Here is a 14,038-nt window from a genome sequence, read left to right on the forward strand (position 1 = left end):
GGCGACATGTCGCCTTGTTTGAATATCAGCAGCTTATTAGTCTGTGGTGAACAAGGGGGCATGAAGTGTCGCCATTTGCGGCCACATGATGTCGCTTGGTACTGTGCCGCAATGCCGAGAATCTCGGGCCCGGGCCGACCCGCAACCATGGCCTGAGTCTGGCACGTGGCCGCTATGTGCTGTTCTGCGATGCGGATGACACCTTCGTGGCCGGCGCCCTGGATACGCTCAAGGCGCAGATCGTGGCCTTCGATTGCCCGCAGGTGGTGGTGTTCCGTTATTGCCTGCAGGGGCCACAGGGAGAGCGGGAGAGCACGCCACTGTGCAGCCAGCCCCTTGAGCGCACCCAGATGCAGGCCTTCACCGATTTCATGCACGACCGCATCGTCTCCGCTCCCTGGGGCAAGGCGATCCGTGCCGATCTCGCCTGTGCCCTGAGCTTTCCTGATCTTCCTGTTTCCCAGGATGGTCTCTACAACCTCGAGCTGTTCGGTCGGGCGGCACGCGTTCTCTATCTGCCCCAGGTGCTGTATCGCTTCGACAAGCGCAGCGACGGTTCTCTGACCCGCAAGCCCTTCGGCAATCGCGAGCTGGCCCGATTTCACCGCAGCTGGCAGGTGTTCGATTCCCGCTACCGCGAGCAGTTCGCGGCCGCCCACGGCCTGGCACTGCTGGAGATTCGCGCCCTGCGCTTCGTCGGTGTGAGCTTCATCATGCGCCAGGCCATCAACAAGACCCACGACGATGACCAGGTGAGGCAGGTGGTGATGTCTCAGCTGCGCCAGTCATCCTGGGCGGCATTGCGTCAGCTGTCGTTGAAGGAAAAGGCGTTGCTGATGAGCTATGCGTTCAGTCCTTCCCTGTCCCGGCAATTGATTCGGCGGAGCCAATACGCGTCATGAGCACTCGCAAGCATATCCTGTTCTACACCGGCGCCCAGTCGCGCACCGGCGGCACCGAGCGTGCCTGCGCCGATACCGCCAACATGCTGGCGGCCAGCGGTGACTATCAGGTGGAGGTGGTCAGCGAGCATGGCCCTGCCGACAGCCCCTATCCCCTGCACGAGGATATCGTGCATGAATCGCTGTATCCAAAACGTCAGCATCTGGGGGCGCTGCGCGGCGTGCTGCTGTTCCTGCGGCTTTTCTGGATGGTGCTGCGCAAGCGACCGGACGTGGTGATCGTGGTCGAGAGCATCGGTTTCCTGCCACTCTTGCTGCCCAGCTATCTGCTGCGGCGCACGCGCTATCTCTGCTGGGAACACTTCAATGCCACCTCGGATCTCGGCGTGCCACGGCGCAATGTCGCGCGGCGTCTCGCGGCCAGGCGGGCCGATCGTATCGTGGTGCTTTCCCATGAGGACCGCGAATACTGGGAGCAGCTGCTCCCCCAGTCCAGCGAGCGTCTGAGCGTCGTGCCCAACCTCAATCCGCTGGAGCACGAGATCCTCCAGCGTCAGGCCCGGCCGCCGAAGGTGGCGGTGGCGGTGGGGCGCCTGACGCACCAGAAGGGCTTTGATCTGCTGCTGGAGGCATGGGCGGCGATTCCCGCCGAATCGCGTGATGGCTGGGTGCTGCGCATCGTCGGCGAGGGTGATGCACGCGAGGCGCTGGAGGCGCAGGCGGAGCGGCTTGGCATCACGCGCCAGATTCAGATGCCCGGCCAGTGCAGCGACATCCGGCGCGAGTACGCCGCGGCAGACCTGTTCGTGCTGTCATCACGCTTCGAAGGCTTCGGGCTGGTACTGGTCGAGGCGCTCAGCTGTGGCGTGCCCTGCATCAGCTTCGCCTGCCCGGCCGGGCCCCGCGAGATCCTCAAGCATGGCATCAATGGCTATCTGGTCGAGCAGGGCAATGTGGCAGCGTTCAGTCAGCAGCTGGGCGCCGTGCTCGGTGATGATGAAGTGCTTGCGCGCCTGCGTGCCAATGTCGATTACGGCCTGGAGCGGTTTTCGCGCCGTACCGTCGAGGCCAGTTGGCAGGCCGTGCTGGAGGGACTGGAAGCCCCGGCACTGCTACGTGTCATCTGATCTTCAGGTACGACAGCAGGAGGCTATCGCCGTGAGAATCATGCATGTCATCTCGACCCCCGCATCAGGAGGTGCCGAGGTCTACGTCAAGGACCTGAGCCTTGCCATGGTCGCGGCGGGGCACAGCGTTCATGTCACGTTTCTGGAAACCGCTGAGCAGTGCGGGCGAGATCTGGACTATGAAAGGCACTTCCTGGCCCAGCTGAGTCAGGCGGGCATCAGTCATTCGTTTCTGGGCGCCGACACGCGTCGCCGTCCCTGGCGGGGCGGCACGCGGCTGCGCGCGGAAGTGAATCGATTCGCCCCGGATGTGGTGCATTGCCATCTCTACTACGCGCTGATGTTCGCCTTCCTGCTGCCACGAAAGCTTGCGGTGATCATGACCGTGCACAGTATCGAGCTGGGGGCGCCCAACTGGCTGTTTCGACTGTTCGATCGTCGCGTCAGCGCCTATGTCGGCATCTGTCACGCCTGCACGCGCAAGCTTGCGCCGCTGGTCAGGCGGCCGGTGGTCCAGATCGACAATGCCGTCTCGGGGGCACGCCTCAAGCACAGCGGCTGGCAGATGACGGCGCTGGATACCCCGGTGAAGCTGGCAGCCATCGGACGTCTCACCGAAGCCAAGCAGTATCCCTTGATGCTCGAGAGCTGCCGCCGCCTCAAGGCACAGGGGTTGAATGTCACGCTCAGCATCGCCGGGGAGGGGCCGCTCAAGGCCGAGTTGGTCACGCAGATCCGTGACGCCGGGCTCGAGGATCAGGTCACCTTGCTGGGCAACATCTCGGATGTGGCGGGGCTTCTGGCCTCATCGGACATCTTCCTGATGTCGTCTGCCTGGGAAGGACTGCCGATCTCGCTGCTGGAAGCCACGCTGAGCGGGCTGCCGGTGCTGGTCACCAACGTCGGTGGCTGCGCAGAAGTCGTGCATCGGGTCGGCAACGGGCTGGTGGTGGATGAGCAGACGCCGGCGCGCTATGCCGATGCTCTCACCCGCCTGGTGGCTGACGAGGAGCTGCGACGCAGCTGTGCGCGCAACGCGCGACGCCACGGCGGCAGCTACCACATCAACACGGCGCTGGCCGGGCATCTGGAGCTCTACACCAGCCGGCTTACAGGGGATGACAGAGGTTATGAAGAGATCGACCAGATCGACGCTGCGGGGAGTTTCCCTGGCGATAATGCTGGCCGCCTTGGGAGGCTGTGCCTTCGCCCCTGGCGGCCATATGGACTATGAGGTCGAGACGGCGCCGCTGTCGGACCATGTCACGGTCAGCCCGATCACGCCGGCCTTGATCAGCAGTTATCGCGCACTCCCGGCTCAGACAGCCCCGGCCGATGACGCTCTGGTGGATGACATCAAGCGCTACGTCTACCGCGTGGGTGGCGGTGACATCCTGGCCATCAATCTGAGCACGCCGCTGGATCTGGCCCAGGAGACGGGTGTTCAGCGCCAGACGGTGGAAGCGCTGACCTACATCGTGCAGCCGGATGGCACGCTGTATTACCCCTACGTCGGGCGCATCAACGTCAAGGACATGACCGTGGATGAGGTGCGCGCCTCGCTGGTGCGTGGCCTGTCACGCTTCATCACCGACCCGCAGGTCAACGTCTCCGTCGCCCAGTTCCGCTCGCAGCGCGTCTATCTGAGCGGCGCGGTCCGTGAGCCGGGCTTCGTGCCGGTCACCGATGTGCCCCTGACCCTGATCGATGCCATCAGTGCCAGTGGTGGCGTCACCGAACTCGCCAATACCCACGACATCACCCTGACCCGCGACGGCCACCAGGAGCACCTGAGCCTCTATCAGCTGCTACAGCAGGGCAACATGCGTGAGAACCGCCTGCTGCACGATGGCGACGTCATCAACATCCCGGTGGCGACCGACCAGAACGTCTTCGTGCTGGGGCAGGTCCTCAAGCCCGGCAACATGCCGGTGGGCAACGAGCGTCTGAGTCTGACCGATGCCCTGTCACGCGCCGGTGGCGTGGATGAGGACCGTGCCGACCCCTCCGGTGTCTTCGTGGTCCGGGAGAACGGCCCGGACGCTGACAAGCTCGCCACCGTCTATGTGCTCGATATCTCCGATGCCACCTCGCTGATGCTGGGGGCACGCTTCCCGCTGCAGCCCAGGGATGTGGTCTATGTCACCGCGGCGCCGGTCAGCCGTTGGAACCGCGTGCTGAGTCAGTTGCTGCCGTCGGTCACCAGTACCGGGGCCTTCGTCTCGGTCATCGACGACATCGAGGGCCATCTTCCGGTGACGCTGGCCGGGACGCGACGCGTCGCCTGGACTTCAGCACCCTGCTGGCACTGCTCTGGCATCGTCGCTGGTGGTTGATCGCCAGCACCGTGCTGCTGACGTTGATCGGCATCTATGTGGTCGGCAGCCAGCAGCGCATCTATCTGGCTGACTCGCTGATCCAGATCGAAGACAAGGGCGGCAGCGCCAGCCTGCTGGGCACGCTGACGGGTCAGTCCGGAGGCCCCGAGGAGGGCAGTACCAGTGACGAGCTGGAGATCCTGGCCTCGCGGCTGGTGCTCGGGCAGGCCGTGGCGCGTGAGCGTCTCAACATCGTCGTCACACCGGTGCGCTACCCCGTCATCGGCGACTGGCTGTCCCATCGCGGAATGCGTCTGCCGGAGAGTCTCGGCGGCAATGAATATGCCTGGGGGGATGACGTCCTGAAGGTCACCACGCTGGAGCTTGGCGGCCAGTGGCAGGGACAGACGCTGACCTTGGAAGTGGTCGATGAGCAGCACTATCGCCTGCTGGACGCCGAGGGCAACCTGCTGATGCATGGCACGGTGGGCGAGAATGCGCTGTCCGGTGACATCAAGGTCTTCGTCCAGCGCATGGAGGCCAGCCCCGGGGCGCGCTTCGCGCTGACCAGCATCTCGGACCTCAGTGCCATCAACTCCATCAAGTCGCGTTTCACCGCCGAGCGCAACGGCAGCGATACCGGCGTGGTGACCCTGAGTCTGTCCGGCAGCGACCAGCAGGCCATCGTCAGCACCCTGGACACCATCACCGACGTCTTCCTGCAGCAGAACATCGAGCGCGAATCCGCCGAGGCCGACAATCAGCTGGGCTTTTTGGGTGACCAGATCCCGACGCTGCGCGGCCAGCTCGATGAGGCGGAATCCGCCCTCAACGACTATCGCCGCCGCCGCGATTCCGTGGACCTGACCGCCGAGAGCCAGCAGGTGATGGAGAACCTGGTGGGGCTGGACAACCAGCTGACCGAGATCAAGCTGCGACTGGCGGAGCTGTCGCGTGCCTACACCCATGAGCACCCGGCCTATCGGGCACTGGTGGCGCGTCGTGACTCCCTCAATCAGGAAAAGGCGCGGGTCCAGAAGCAGGCGGAACAGCTGCCGGCGGCGCAGCGCGAAGCGCTCAATCTGAACCGCAACGTCAATGTCAGCCAGGAAATCTACGTCGCGCTGCTCAACAAGCGCGAAGAAGTGCGCCTCAAGAAGGCCGGTACGGTCGGCAACGTGCGGATTCTGGATCCCGCCGTCCTGCAGCCTGGCCCCATCTCGCCGAGAACCTCGCTGATGATGGTGGTCTTCGCGATGGCCGGTTTCCTGCTGGGCGTGCTGGGCATCCTGCTGCGGCATTCCATGCGCAAGGGCATCGACAGCGCCGAACAGATCGAGTCCCTGGACCTGCCGGTCTACGCCACCATCCCGCTCTCGCCGCTGCAGCAGGGCATGATGCGTCGCGTGCGCCTCAAGGGCGAGAAGTCCGGGCGCGAGATCTATCAGGGCGTGCTGGCGACCTCGCAGCCTTCCGACATCAGCATCGAGGCGCTGCGCAGCCTGCGCACCAGCCTGCACTTCGCGCTGCTGGACAATCAGCGCAAGTCGGTGATGTTCACCGGCCCGAGTCCGGGCATCGGCAAGAGCTTCGTGAGCCTCAACCTGGCCGCGGTGAGCGCCGAGGCCGGCCAGCGCGTGCTGCTGATCGATGCCGACATGCGGCGCGGACATCTTCACCACGCCTTCCAGCGCACCTCCGAGCAGGGCGGCCTCTCGGATGTCCTCAGCGGCGCAAGTCCTCTGGAAGAGGTCATCTATCACACGCGCATCGACAACCTGGACTTCCTGGGCCGTGGGGTGGCACCACCGAATCCGTCCGAGCTCCTGATGCAGGAAAACTTTGCCCAGTTGCTGGAGCAGCTGGGAGAGCGCTATGACCTGATCATCATCGATACCCCGCCGGTACTCGCCGTCACCGAGGCGCTGATCATCGGGCGCCATGTCGGCGCGAGCCTGATGGTGGCGCGTTTCGGCATGAACCAGGTGCGTGAGCTGGAACATGCTCGCAAGAAGCTCGAGAACAACGGCATCCACGTCAAGGGCGCGATCTTGAATGCCATCGAGCAGCAGGCCGGGGATAAGCAGCACTACGGGTATTACAACTACAGCTATACCTGATGCCGTGTCGCGGCACGGCTCTCATGACGCTTGAATCACGGAGGAGATGGCACGATGAGCGGTTTACCCTTATCGATGGAGCACCAGCGTCGTTACTCGCATCATTACGAGCGCTTGATCGCCAGCAAACGCCTGCAGCTGGTCTTCGGCATGCTGGTGGTGGTGATCGCGCCGGCACTCTACCAGGCGGGGCTCAACGAGCTGGTACCCGGTGACCACGGCTGGTGGCTGACCAGCGATGCCCAATGGCACGCCATGATCGGCACGGGGGTGGCCTATACGCTGTCCATCACCGCCGTCAATCGCCTGTCGCGCCTGCCGGGGACCCGCTCCTACCTCTACGTGGTACCCACCATCGTCATCTGCTATCTGATGCTGATGCTGGCGCTGGGGGTCTTCGATCTCGACTACTCTCGTCATCAGGTCGGCCTGTCCTTCCTGCTCGCCGTAAGCCTGTGCACGGCCTACTACTACATCGACACCCATGTCCGGCGTATGCGCTTTGCCGTGGTGCCGTTCGGCAAGGCGCCGGCGCTGTGTCAGCGTCGCGAGGTCGAGTGGCTGACGCTCAAGGGGCCGGACCTCGTGGGCATGCGGCGCATCGATGGCGTGGTGGCAGACCTGCGTGCCGAGATGCCCCGTGAGTGGGAGAGCTTCCTCGCTGACTGCACCATCCACCGCATTCCCGTCTATCACGCCACCCAGGCCCACGAGATGATCACCGGCCGCGTGCTGCTCGATCACCTCTATGCCAATGAATTCGGCTCGCTGATGCCACGTGAGGATTACGAGGTCATCAAGCGCTGGATGGACTTCAGCGTGGCGCTGGTGCTGCTGCCGCTGCTGGCACCGGTGATGTTGCTGACCGCGCTGGCCATCCGACTGGACAGTCCGGGCCCCGTGGTCTTCCGTCAGCCACGCATGGGCTTTCATTGTCGTCCCTTCACCGTCTACAAGTTTCGCAGCATGTATGACGGCATGAAGGGGGCCGGCTTCACCCAGGAAGGCAGTGACCCGCGCATCACCCGGGTCGGGCGCTTCATCCGCAAGTGCCGTCTCGATGAACTCCCGCAGCTGTTCAACGTGCTCAAGGGTGACATGAGCCTGATCGGGCCGCGTCCGGAATCGATGAATCTGGCGGACTGGTATCGCAAGGATGTGCCGTTCTTCCATTACCGCCATGTGGTACGCCCGGGCATCACCGGCTGGGCGCAGGTCGAGCAGGGCTATGCCGCGGAAGTCGAGGGCATGATCCGCAAGCTTGAATACGACTTCTTCTACATCAAGCACTTTTCCTTCTGGCTGGATCTGCTGGTGGTGATTCGCACCATCCGGATCGTGATCAGCGGGAACGGGTCGCGCTAGCCGACCCTAGGAGTCGAGATCATGATCACGGTGACGCGCCCCTATTTTCCCGAGCGGAAGAATTTCGATCGTTATGTGGATGCCATCTTCCAGAGCCGCTGGTTGACCAATCATGGCCCGCTGGAGCAGGAGCTGACCCGGCGCCTGGAGACCTATCTGGGCGTCAAGCATCTGCTGCTGGTCAGCAATGGCACCCTGGCACTGCAGGTGGCCTATCGCGCGCTGGGGATCAACAACGTGGTCGGGCAGCGCGAACCCGCCGAGGTCATCACGACTCCCTTCACCTTCATCGCCACGGCCAGCAGCCTGAAGTGGGAAGGGATGCAGCCGGTCTTCGCGGACATCGATCCTGCCACCCTGTGCCTGGACCCCGCACAGGTCGAGGCAGCCATCACGCCGCGTACCCGCGCCATCGTGCCGGTGCACGTGTTCGGCAACGCCTGTGACGTGGAAGCCATCGATGCGCTGGGGGAAGAGCACGACCTCAAGGTCATCTATGACGGCGCCCATGCCTTCGGCGCGACCTACCGTGGCAACAGCCTGCTGTCGTACGGGGATGCCAGCACCCTGAGCTTCCATGCCACCAAGCTGTTCCACAGCATCGAGGGCGGCGCGATCATCTTCAAGCGCAAGGAAGACCTGGAGCGTGCCCGCAAGATGATCAACTTCGGCATCACTGGCCCCGAGTGCATCGAGGAGCTGGGCATCAATGCCAAGATGAACGAGTTCCAGGCCGCCATGGGGCTGTGCGTGCTCGACGAGATCGAGGGCAACCTCGAGAGCCGCGCGCTGGTCTGGCATGCCTATGCCCAGGCGTTTCAGGGCAACGTGCAGCTTCAGGCACGTCAGCCAGGCGTCAGCCTCAACTACGCCTATTTCCCGATCATTCTGGAAAGCGAAAGTGTCCTGCTGGAGGTGATGCAGCGTCTGGAGCGGGAAGGCTACCAGCCGCGGCGCTATTTCTGTCCGTCGCTGGAGTCACTGGCATTTCTGGGGCGACCGGCGGCAGACCTGCAGGACGCGGACTTCCAGCAGCCCGAGATCGTGCATTCCAGAGACATCGCCAGCCGTATCCTGTGTCTGCCGTTGTTCTCGGGACTTCAGGTCAGCGAGATTCTCGCCGCGGTGCGCGTCATCGTCGATCGGCATCAGAAGGCAGCCTGAACGATGAACATCGCGATCATGCAACCCTACCTGTTGCCGCATCTGGGCTACTTCCAGCTGATGCACGCCTGTGACGAATTCCTCATCTATGACGACGTCGCCTACATTCCGCGTGGCTACATCAACCGCAACAGCGTGCTGCTGGGGGGCAAGGCCCATCGCTTCACGCTGTCGGTGCCGGATGCCTCACCCAATCGGCGCATCAGCGAGCTGTCGTTCGCGCCGACCCCCCAGTCACTGTTGACCACTCTGCACCATGCCTATGCCAAGGCGCCGCATTACGCAGAGGTCATGCCGCTGCTGCAGACGATTCTCATGCATGAGGATCGCCGCATCGGGGCACTGTGCCAGTTCAGCTTCGAGACGATCTGCCGCTATCTGGGGCTCGAGTGTCGCTTCGCGCTGACCAGCGAGATGGATTACGAGCGCAGCCAGTCGGCGCAGGACCGTCTGATTGAACTTTCCCGCCAGCGCGGCGGGCGCGGCTACGTCAACAGTATCGGCGGGCGCAAGCTCTACCGGGGGGAGGCCTTCGCGCGAGGGCGAGTTCGTCGGCAGTCTCTCGATCATCGATGTGCTGATGTGGTGCTCGCCCGCCGACGTCGTCTCGCGGCTGGCGGAGTACACCCTGCTGTCGGGAGAGGAGGCGTCGCCGCGTGTCACTGACCCACAAGACGACCATCGGCATCCTGTGGAATTTCATGGATCAGCTGTTGCGCCGTGGCATGGCCAGCATCGTCACCTTGCTGCTGGCCCGTCTGCTGCTGCCGGAAGACTTCGGGCTGCTGGCCATGGTGCTGGTCTTTCTGACCATCGCCTCGGCCATGATGGATTCGGGCCTGCAGCAGGCCATCCTGCGTCTGCCGACTCTCGGCCCGCGTGATGCCAGCACCGCCTTCTTCAGCAACATCGGCTTCGGGGTGGTGGCCTATGCGCTGCTGTACTTCAGCGCCCCGTTGATTGCCGATTTCTACGCTGAACCACGACTTGTCGTGCTGGTGCGTATCGGCGGGCTGGTGGTGCTGATCAACGCCTTCGAGGTGATCCAGGGCGCGATGCTCAACCGGGCGCTGGATTTTCGCACCCGCATGAAGGCCGGCATCCCCGGCAGCGTGATCTCGGGCAGCGTCGCGGTGTTGCTGGGCTGGCTGGGCTTCGGGGTCTGGGCGCTGGTGGGCCAGATGCTGACGGCGGCCTTCGTGACCACGGCACTGATGTGGTGGTGGGGCAGCTGGCGTCCGCACCTGACCTTCGACATGGACGCCTTCAAGGCCATGTTCAGCTTCGGCTACAAGATGTTCCTGTCGCGCATGCTGGACGTGGTGTTCGTCAATCTCTACGTGCTGGTGATCGCCAAGCTGTTCGCGGCTTCGGTGGCGGGGCTGTTCTTCTTTGCGGATCGCCTCAAGGAGCTGGTGCTCAATCAACTGGTCGCCGCGATCCAGAACGTGACCTTCCCGGCCCTGGCCAGCATCCAGCATGACCCGGTGCGGCTGAAGGATGCCTATCGACGCATTCTGCAGCTGATGGTCTATCTGCTGTTCCCCGGGGTGCTGCTGATGGCGGCGCTGGCCCGTCCGCTGTTCGAGGCACTGTTCCCCGACCGCTGGCTGGACGCCGTGCCCTATCTGCAGTTGATGTGCATTGCCGCCGTCATGTATCCGCTCAGTTCGCTCAACCTCAATGTGCTCAAGGTCAAGGGGCGCTCGGACCTGTTCCTGGGGCTTGAGGTGATCAAGAAGCTGCTGATCTGCGTGGTGCTGGCGCTCACCTGGCAACACGGCGTGATCGCGATCCTGATCGGTCAGATCGTGGTGGCGGTGCTGTCCTACATCCCCAATGCGTGGTTCTCGCGAACGCTGATCGATTACAGCATCCGCGAGCAGTGCGTCGACTTCCTGCCGAGCCTGATGCTGGAATTGAGCTATTCCCAGGCGCAGGGTACCCCGGTCACGGGGGGCACCCTCGAGGAAGGGCCGATTCCGGTTCCCCCGGCACCGGCGGATGAAGCCACCATCATGGCGGACTGGGAGGGGAATCTCTCCACGCCGCGTGTCTCGGTGATGTGCTTCGCCTTCAATCACGGCGACTACATCGCGATGGCGCTGGATGGTTTTCTGATGCAGCGCACGCGGTTTCCCTTCGAGATCGTGGTGCATGATGATGCCTCCACCGACGGCACGCGCGAGATCATCGAGGACTATGCCGCGCGTTACCCCTCCATCATCCGGCCGATCCTGCAGGACGTGAACCAGTACTCGCAGCACGTGTGGCCCATCACCTTCTGCATGCCGGTGATGCGCGGCGACATCATCGCCTACTGCGAAGGGGATGATTACTGGGTCAAGGCCGACAAGCTGGCGCGTCAGGTGGCGCTGTTCGATGCCAACCCGCGTGCCACCGTGTGCTTCCACCCGGCCATCGAGTATGACGAGCATCGCGATGAGCATTCGATCATCTGCCGCTATGCCGACAGCGTCGCGCGTCTCTCCCCCGAGGCCATCATCGGGCTGCGGGGCGGCTCCATTCCGTCACCGGCGCTGACCTTCCGCCGCGTGGAGTCGCATGTGGACGCCATGCTGGAATCCTACCGTGGTGCGCCGATCATGGACTTCTTCCTGCAGGCCTACATGGCGCTGCTGGGTGAGACGCTCTATTACGAGGATGCCGCCTGCGTCTATCGTCGCAACGCCAAGGGCTCCTGGACCTCCCAGCAGCAGGATCATGAGGTCGAGCAGCGCTACCAGCGCGACATGCTGGCCGCCATCGACACCTTCTATGGCGCCACGCGCACGCTGCCGGAAGCCGACACCCTGTATATCCCGCTCTATCACTACTTCAAGCAGTACGTGATGGCGCCCGGCACCACCCAGCAGCGCCTCGCCAACTTCCGCCGCGGGCACGGAGGCAGCGGCATGAACTATCGCAGCTACGGCGATCTGGGCCGTGACATCGCCAGTCAGATCTCACGCCTGCAGGCAGGGGACTTCGACCTGATCGTCGGCATTCCGCGCAGTGGCATGGTGCCGGCCTACATGATCAGCGCGATGCTCAATCGCGCCTGTACCGATCTCGATACCTTCCTGGCGGATGGCGTGCCCGGCAAGGGCATCACGCGCAAGTTGCGCGAGCGCCTGGGCCTATCGTCGCGTGCTGCTGGTGGATGACAGCCTCAACAGCGGTGCCTCGCTCAAGGCCTCCCTGGCGCGCATCCCGGCGGATTGCCCCTGCGAGATCATGACCTGCGTGATCTACGCCAACCCCGGGGTCACCAATGAAGTGGATCTGGCGCTCGTCGAGCTCGAACACCCGCGCGCCTTCCAGTGGAACCTCTTCCACCATCCGGCACTGGAGGATGCCTGCGTGGATATCGATGGCGTGCTGTGTCTCGATCCTTCTCCCGAAGACAACGATGACGGCCCGCGCTATCGCAGATTCCTGCTCGAGGCGACCCCGCTGCATCTGCCCACCTACCGGGTGCACTCGCTGGTCACCAACCGTCTCGAGAAGTACCGCCCCGAGACGGAGGCCTGGCTTGCGCGCCATGGCGTGACCTATGAGCGACTGATCATGCTGGATCTGCCGAGCAAGGAAGCGCGACTGAAACTGGGCTGTCATGCCAGCCACAAGGCCGGCTATTACCGCGAGTCGGGCTGTCGGCTGTTCATCGAGAGTGAAGTGGGGCAGGCCAGCAGCATCGCGCAGATGACCGGCAAGCCGGTCTACTGCGTGGATGCCCAGCAGATGGTCAACCCCGAATGGCTGGCCATGCTGAAGTTGCAGCGTGGCAAGTGGATGACACGCCAATGCAAGCGTGGCATCCGCCGGGTGATGAAGCTGCTGCCGGCTTCCTGGGAGCGTCAGGCACGGGGCGTCTTCCAGCGAGTGGCATGAAACACCGACGTCAGGGACTGAGCCGTTTCATGGAAGCCATACTGCTCGACCTGCCCAATCTGCTCGTCTGTCTGGTACTGGTGATGGTGGGCTTCGTGCGCGGGTGGGTGACCCGCAACGTCGCGATCATCCTGAGTCTGAGCAGCCTGGTGCCTTACCTACTCAACAATGTGCTGTTCTCGCCGGAATACATGCCGGACCAGTTCCGTTACTGGGAGCAGGTACTGGCCATGCGCAGCATGGACTGGGACTCGATGGATCACTCGCTGACCGTCTCGTTCTCCTCGAGCCTGCTGGCCCTGCTGCCATTGCCGCTGGTGGAGACGATTTCCAGTCTGGGATTCTTCAACAAGTTTCTCTACATCGGCGGGCTGATGGTCATGCTGCGCCGCGGGATCATCTCGCATGCGGTGCTGCTGTTCCTGCTCTGCTACCCGAGTCTGGTGCTCTACAGCTCGCTGAGTCTGCGCGACACCCTGGTGACGGGCTTCATGCTGGCCAGCTTCCTGCTGGCCATCGAACGGCGACCGGGCTGGGCACTGCTGATGCTGATGCCGCTGTGGCTGATCAAGTTCCAGAACATGCTGATCATGCTGGTGTTCCTCGGCGTCTACGTGGTCTACGACGTCAGCCGCCGTGGCCTTTCCACCAAGCGCTTCTGCTGGTTGCTGGTCGGTCTGGTCGCCAGCGTACTGATCATCTATCCGCTGGCGGTGGACCAGATCAACTTCTTCCGCGCGGCCATGTACATCGAGGATGGCGGCAAGAAGGAGGATGTCGAGATCATCCAGGGCTTCGGCGACTTCGTGGTCACGGGCATCCAGGGGGCGCTGTACTTCCTGATCAAACCGCTGCCCTGGGAGGCGGCCAACCCGCTGCAGCTGATCCAGGCCGGCGAGAATCTGCTGGTGGTGGTCTTCCTCGTCTGGCTGACCCTGCAATGCTGGCAGGTCCAGCGCGAGAAGACGCTCTTCTGGCTGCTGTACCTGATCGGCGCCTTCACCATCTATGGACTGGTGGTCTTCAACTACGGGACGGCAGTGCGCTACCGCTTCCCGTTCCTGGTCATCTACGTGGTCTGCATGGCCTACGACACCGGGCTGATTCGCCGCTGGCAGCAGGAACGCCGCCCGGCCTTGCTCGACTGA

At 63.4% G+C, this 14,038-nt stretch carries 11 protein-coding genes; all 11 read left to right on the forward strand.

Annotation, left to right across the window (positions count from 1 at the left end; genetic code table 11):
* Positions 1 to 95 precede the first annotated feature (95 nt).
* The 11 genes from CU110_RS05600 to CU110_RS05650 are packed head-to-tail and all read left to right on the forward strand — an operon-like array spanning position 96 to position 14,038.
* Positions 96 to 902 (forward strand): glycosyltransferase family 2 protein, encoded by an 807-nt coding sequence (locus CU110_RS05600; RefSeq protein WP_127734847.1) that lies wholly within the window; start codon positions 96 to 98, stop codon positions 900 to 902.
* Complete coding sequence (locus CU110_RS05605; RefSeq protein ID WP_127734850.1) at positions 899 to 2,029, forward strand: glycosyltransferase family 4 protein; 1,131 nt, start codon at positions 899 to 901, stop codon at positions 2,027 to 2,029. Before CU110_RS05600 ends, CU110_RS05605 begins: the two co-directional genes overlap by 4 nt.
* A 40-nt stretch (positions 2,030 to 2,069) precedes the next feature.
* Positions 2,070 to 3,263, forward strand: coding sequence for a glycosyltransferase family 4 protein (locus CU110_RS05610; RefSeq protein ID WP_240665538.1), 1,194 nt, complete (start codon positions 2,070 to 2,072; stop codon positions 3,261 to 3,263).
* Positions 3,208 to 4,365 (forward strand): polysaccharide export protein, encoded by a 1,158-nt coding sequence (locus tag CU110_RS16625; RefSeq protein WP_240665487.1) that lies wholly within the window; start codon positions 3,208 to 3,210, stop codon positions 4,363 to 4,365. Before CU110_RS05610 ends, CU110_RS16625 begins: the two co-directional genes overlap by 56 nt.
* Positions 4,362 to 6,467, forward strand: coding sequence for a polysaccharide biosynthesis tyrosine autokinase (locus CU110_RS05620; RefSeq protein ID WP_240665488.1), 2,106 nt, complete (start codon positions 4,362 to 4,364; stop codon positions 6,465 to 6,467). The genes CU110_RS16625 and CU110_RS05620 overlap by 4 nt, the downstream gene beginning before the upstream one ends.
* Before the next feature lie 54 nt (positions 6,468 to 6,521).
* The gene (locus CU110_RS05625) at positions 6,522 to 7,832 is read left to right on the forward strand and encodes an exopolysaccharide biosynthesis polyprenyl glycosylphosphotransferase (protein WP_240499685.1); all 1,311 of its coding nucleotides are present in this window, start codon (positions 6,522 to 6,524) and stop codon (positions 7,830 to 7,832) included.
* Between the two features lie 21 nt (positions 7,833 to 7,853).
* Positions 7,854 to 8,996, forward strand: coding sequence for a DegT/DnrJ/EryC1/StrS family aminotransferase (locus CU110_RS05630; protein WP_077374068.1), 1,143 nt, complete (start codon positions 7,854 to 7,856; stop codon positions 8,994 to 8,996).
* A 3-nt stretch (positions 8,997 to 8,999) separates the two neighbouring features.
* A complete protein-coding gene (locus CU110_RS05635; protein ID WP_127734860.1) occupies positions 9,000 to 9,662 on the forward strand; it encodes a WbqC family protein in 663 nt (220 codons plus the stop codon).
* Positions 9,653 to 12,163: an oligosaccharide flippase family protein gene (locus tag CU110_RS05640; protein WP_127734863.1), complete on the forward strand. Its 2,511-nt coding sequence runs from the start codon at positions 9,653 to 9,655 to the stop codon at positions 12,161 to 12,163. The genes CU110_RS05635 and CU110_RS05640 overlap by 10 nt, the downstream gene beginning before the upstream one ends.
* A complete protein-coding gene (locus tag CU110_RS05645; RefSeq protein WP_164850284.1) occupies positions 12,147 to 12,890 on the forward strand; it encodes a phosphoribosyltransferase in 744 nt (247 codons plus the stop codon). Before CU110_RS05640 ends, CU110_RS05645 begins: the two co-directional genes overlap by 17 nt.
* 29 nt (positions 12,891 to 12,919) lie before the next feature.
* A complete protein-coding gene (locus CU110_RS05650) occupies positions 12,920 to 14,038 on the forward strand; it encodes a hypothetical protein (protein WP_077374048.1) in 1,119 nt (372 codons plus the stop codon).

This window comes from Cobetia sp. ICG0124, from assembly GCF_004006355.1.
In the GTDB taxonomy this organism is placed as follows: domain Bacteria; phylum Pseudomonadota; class Gammaproteobacteria; order Pseudomonadales; family Halomonadaceae; genus Cobetia; species Cobetia marina.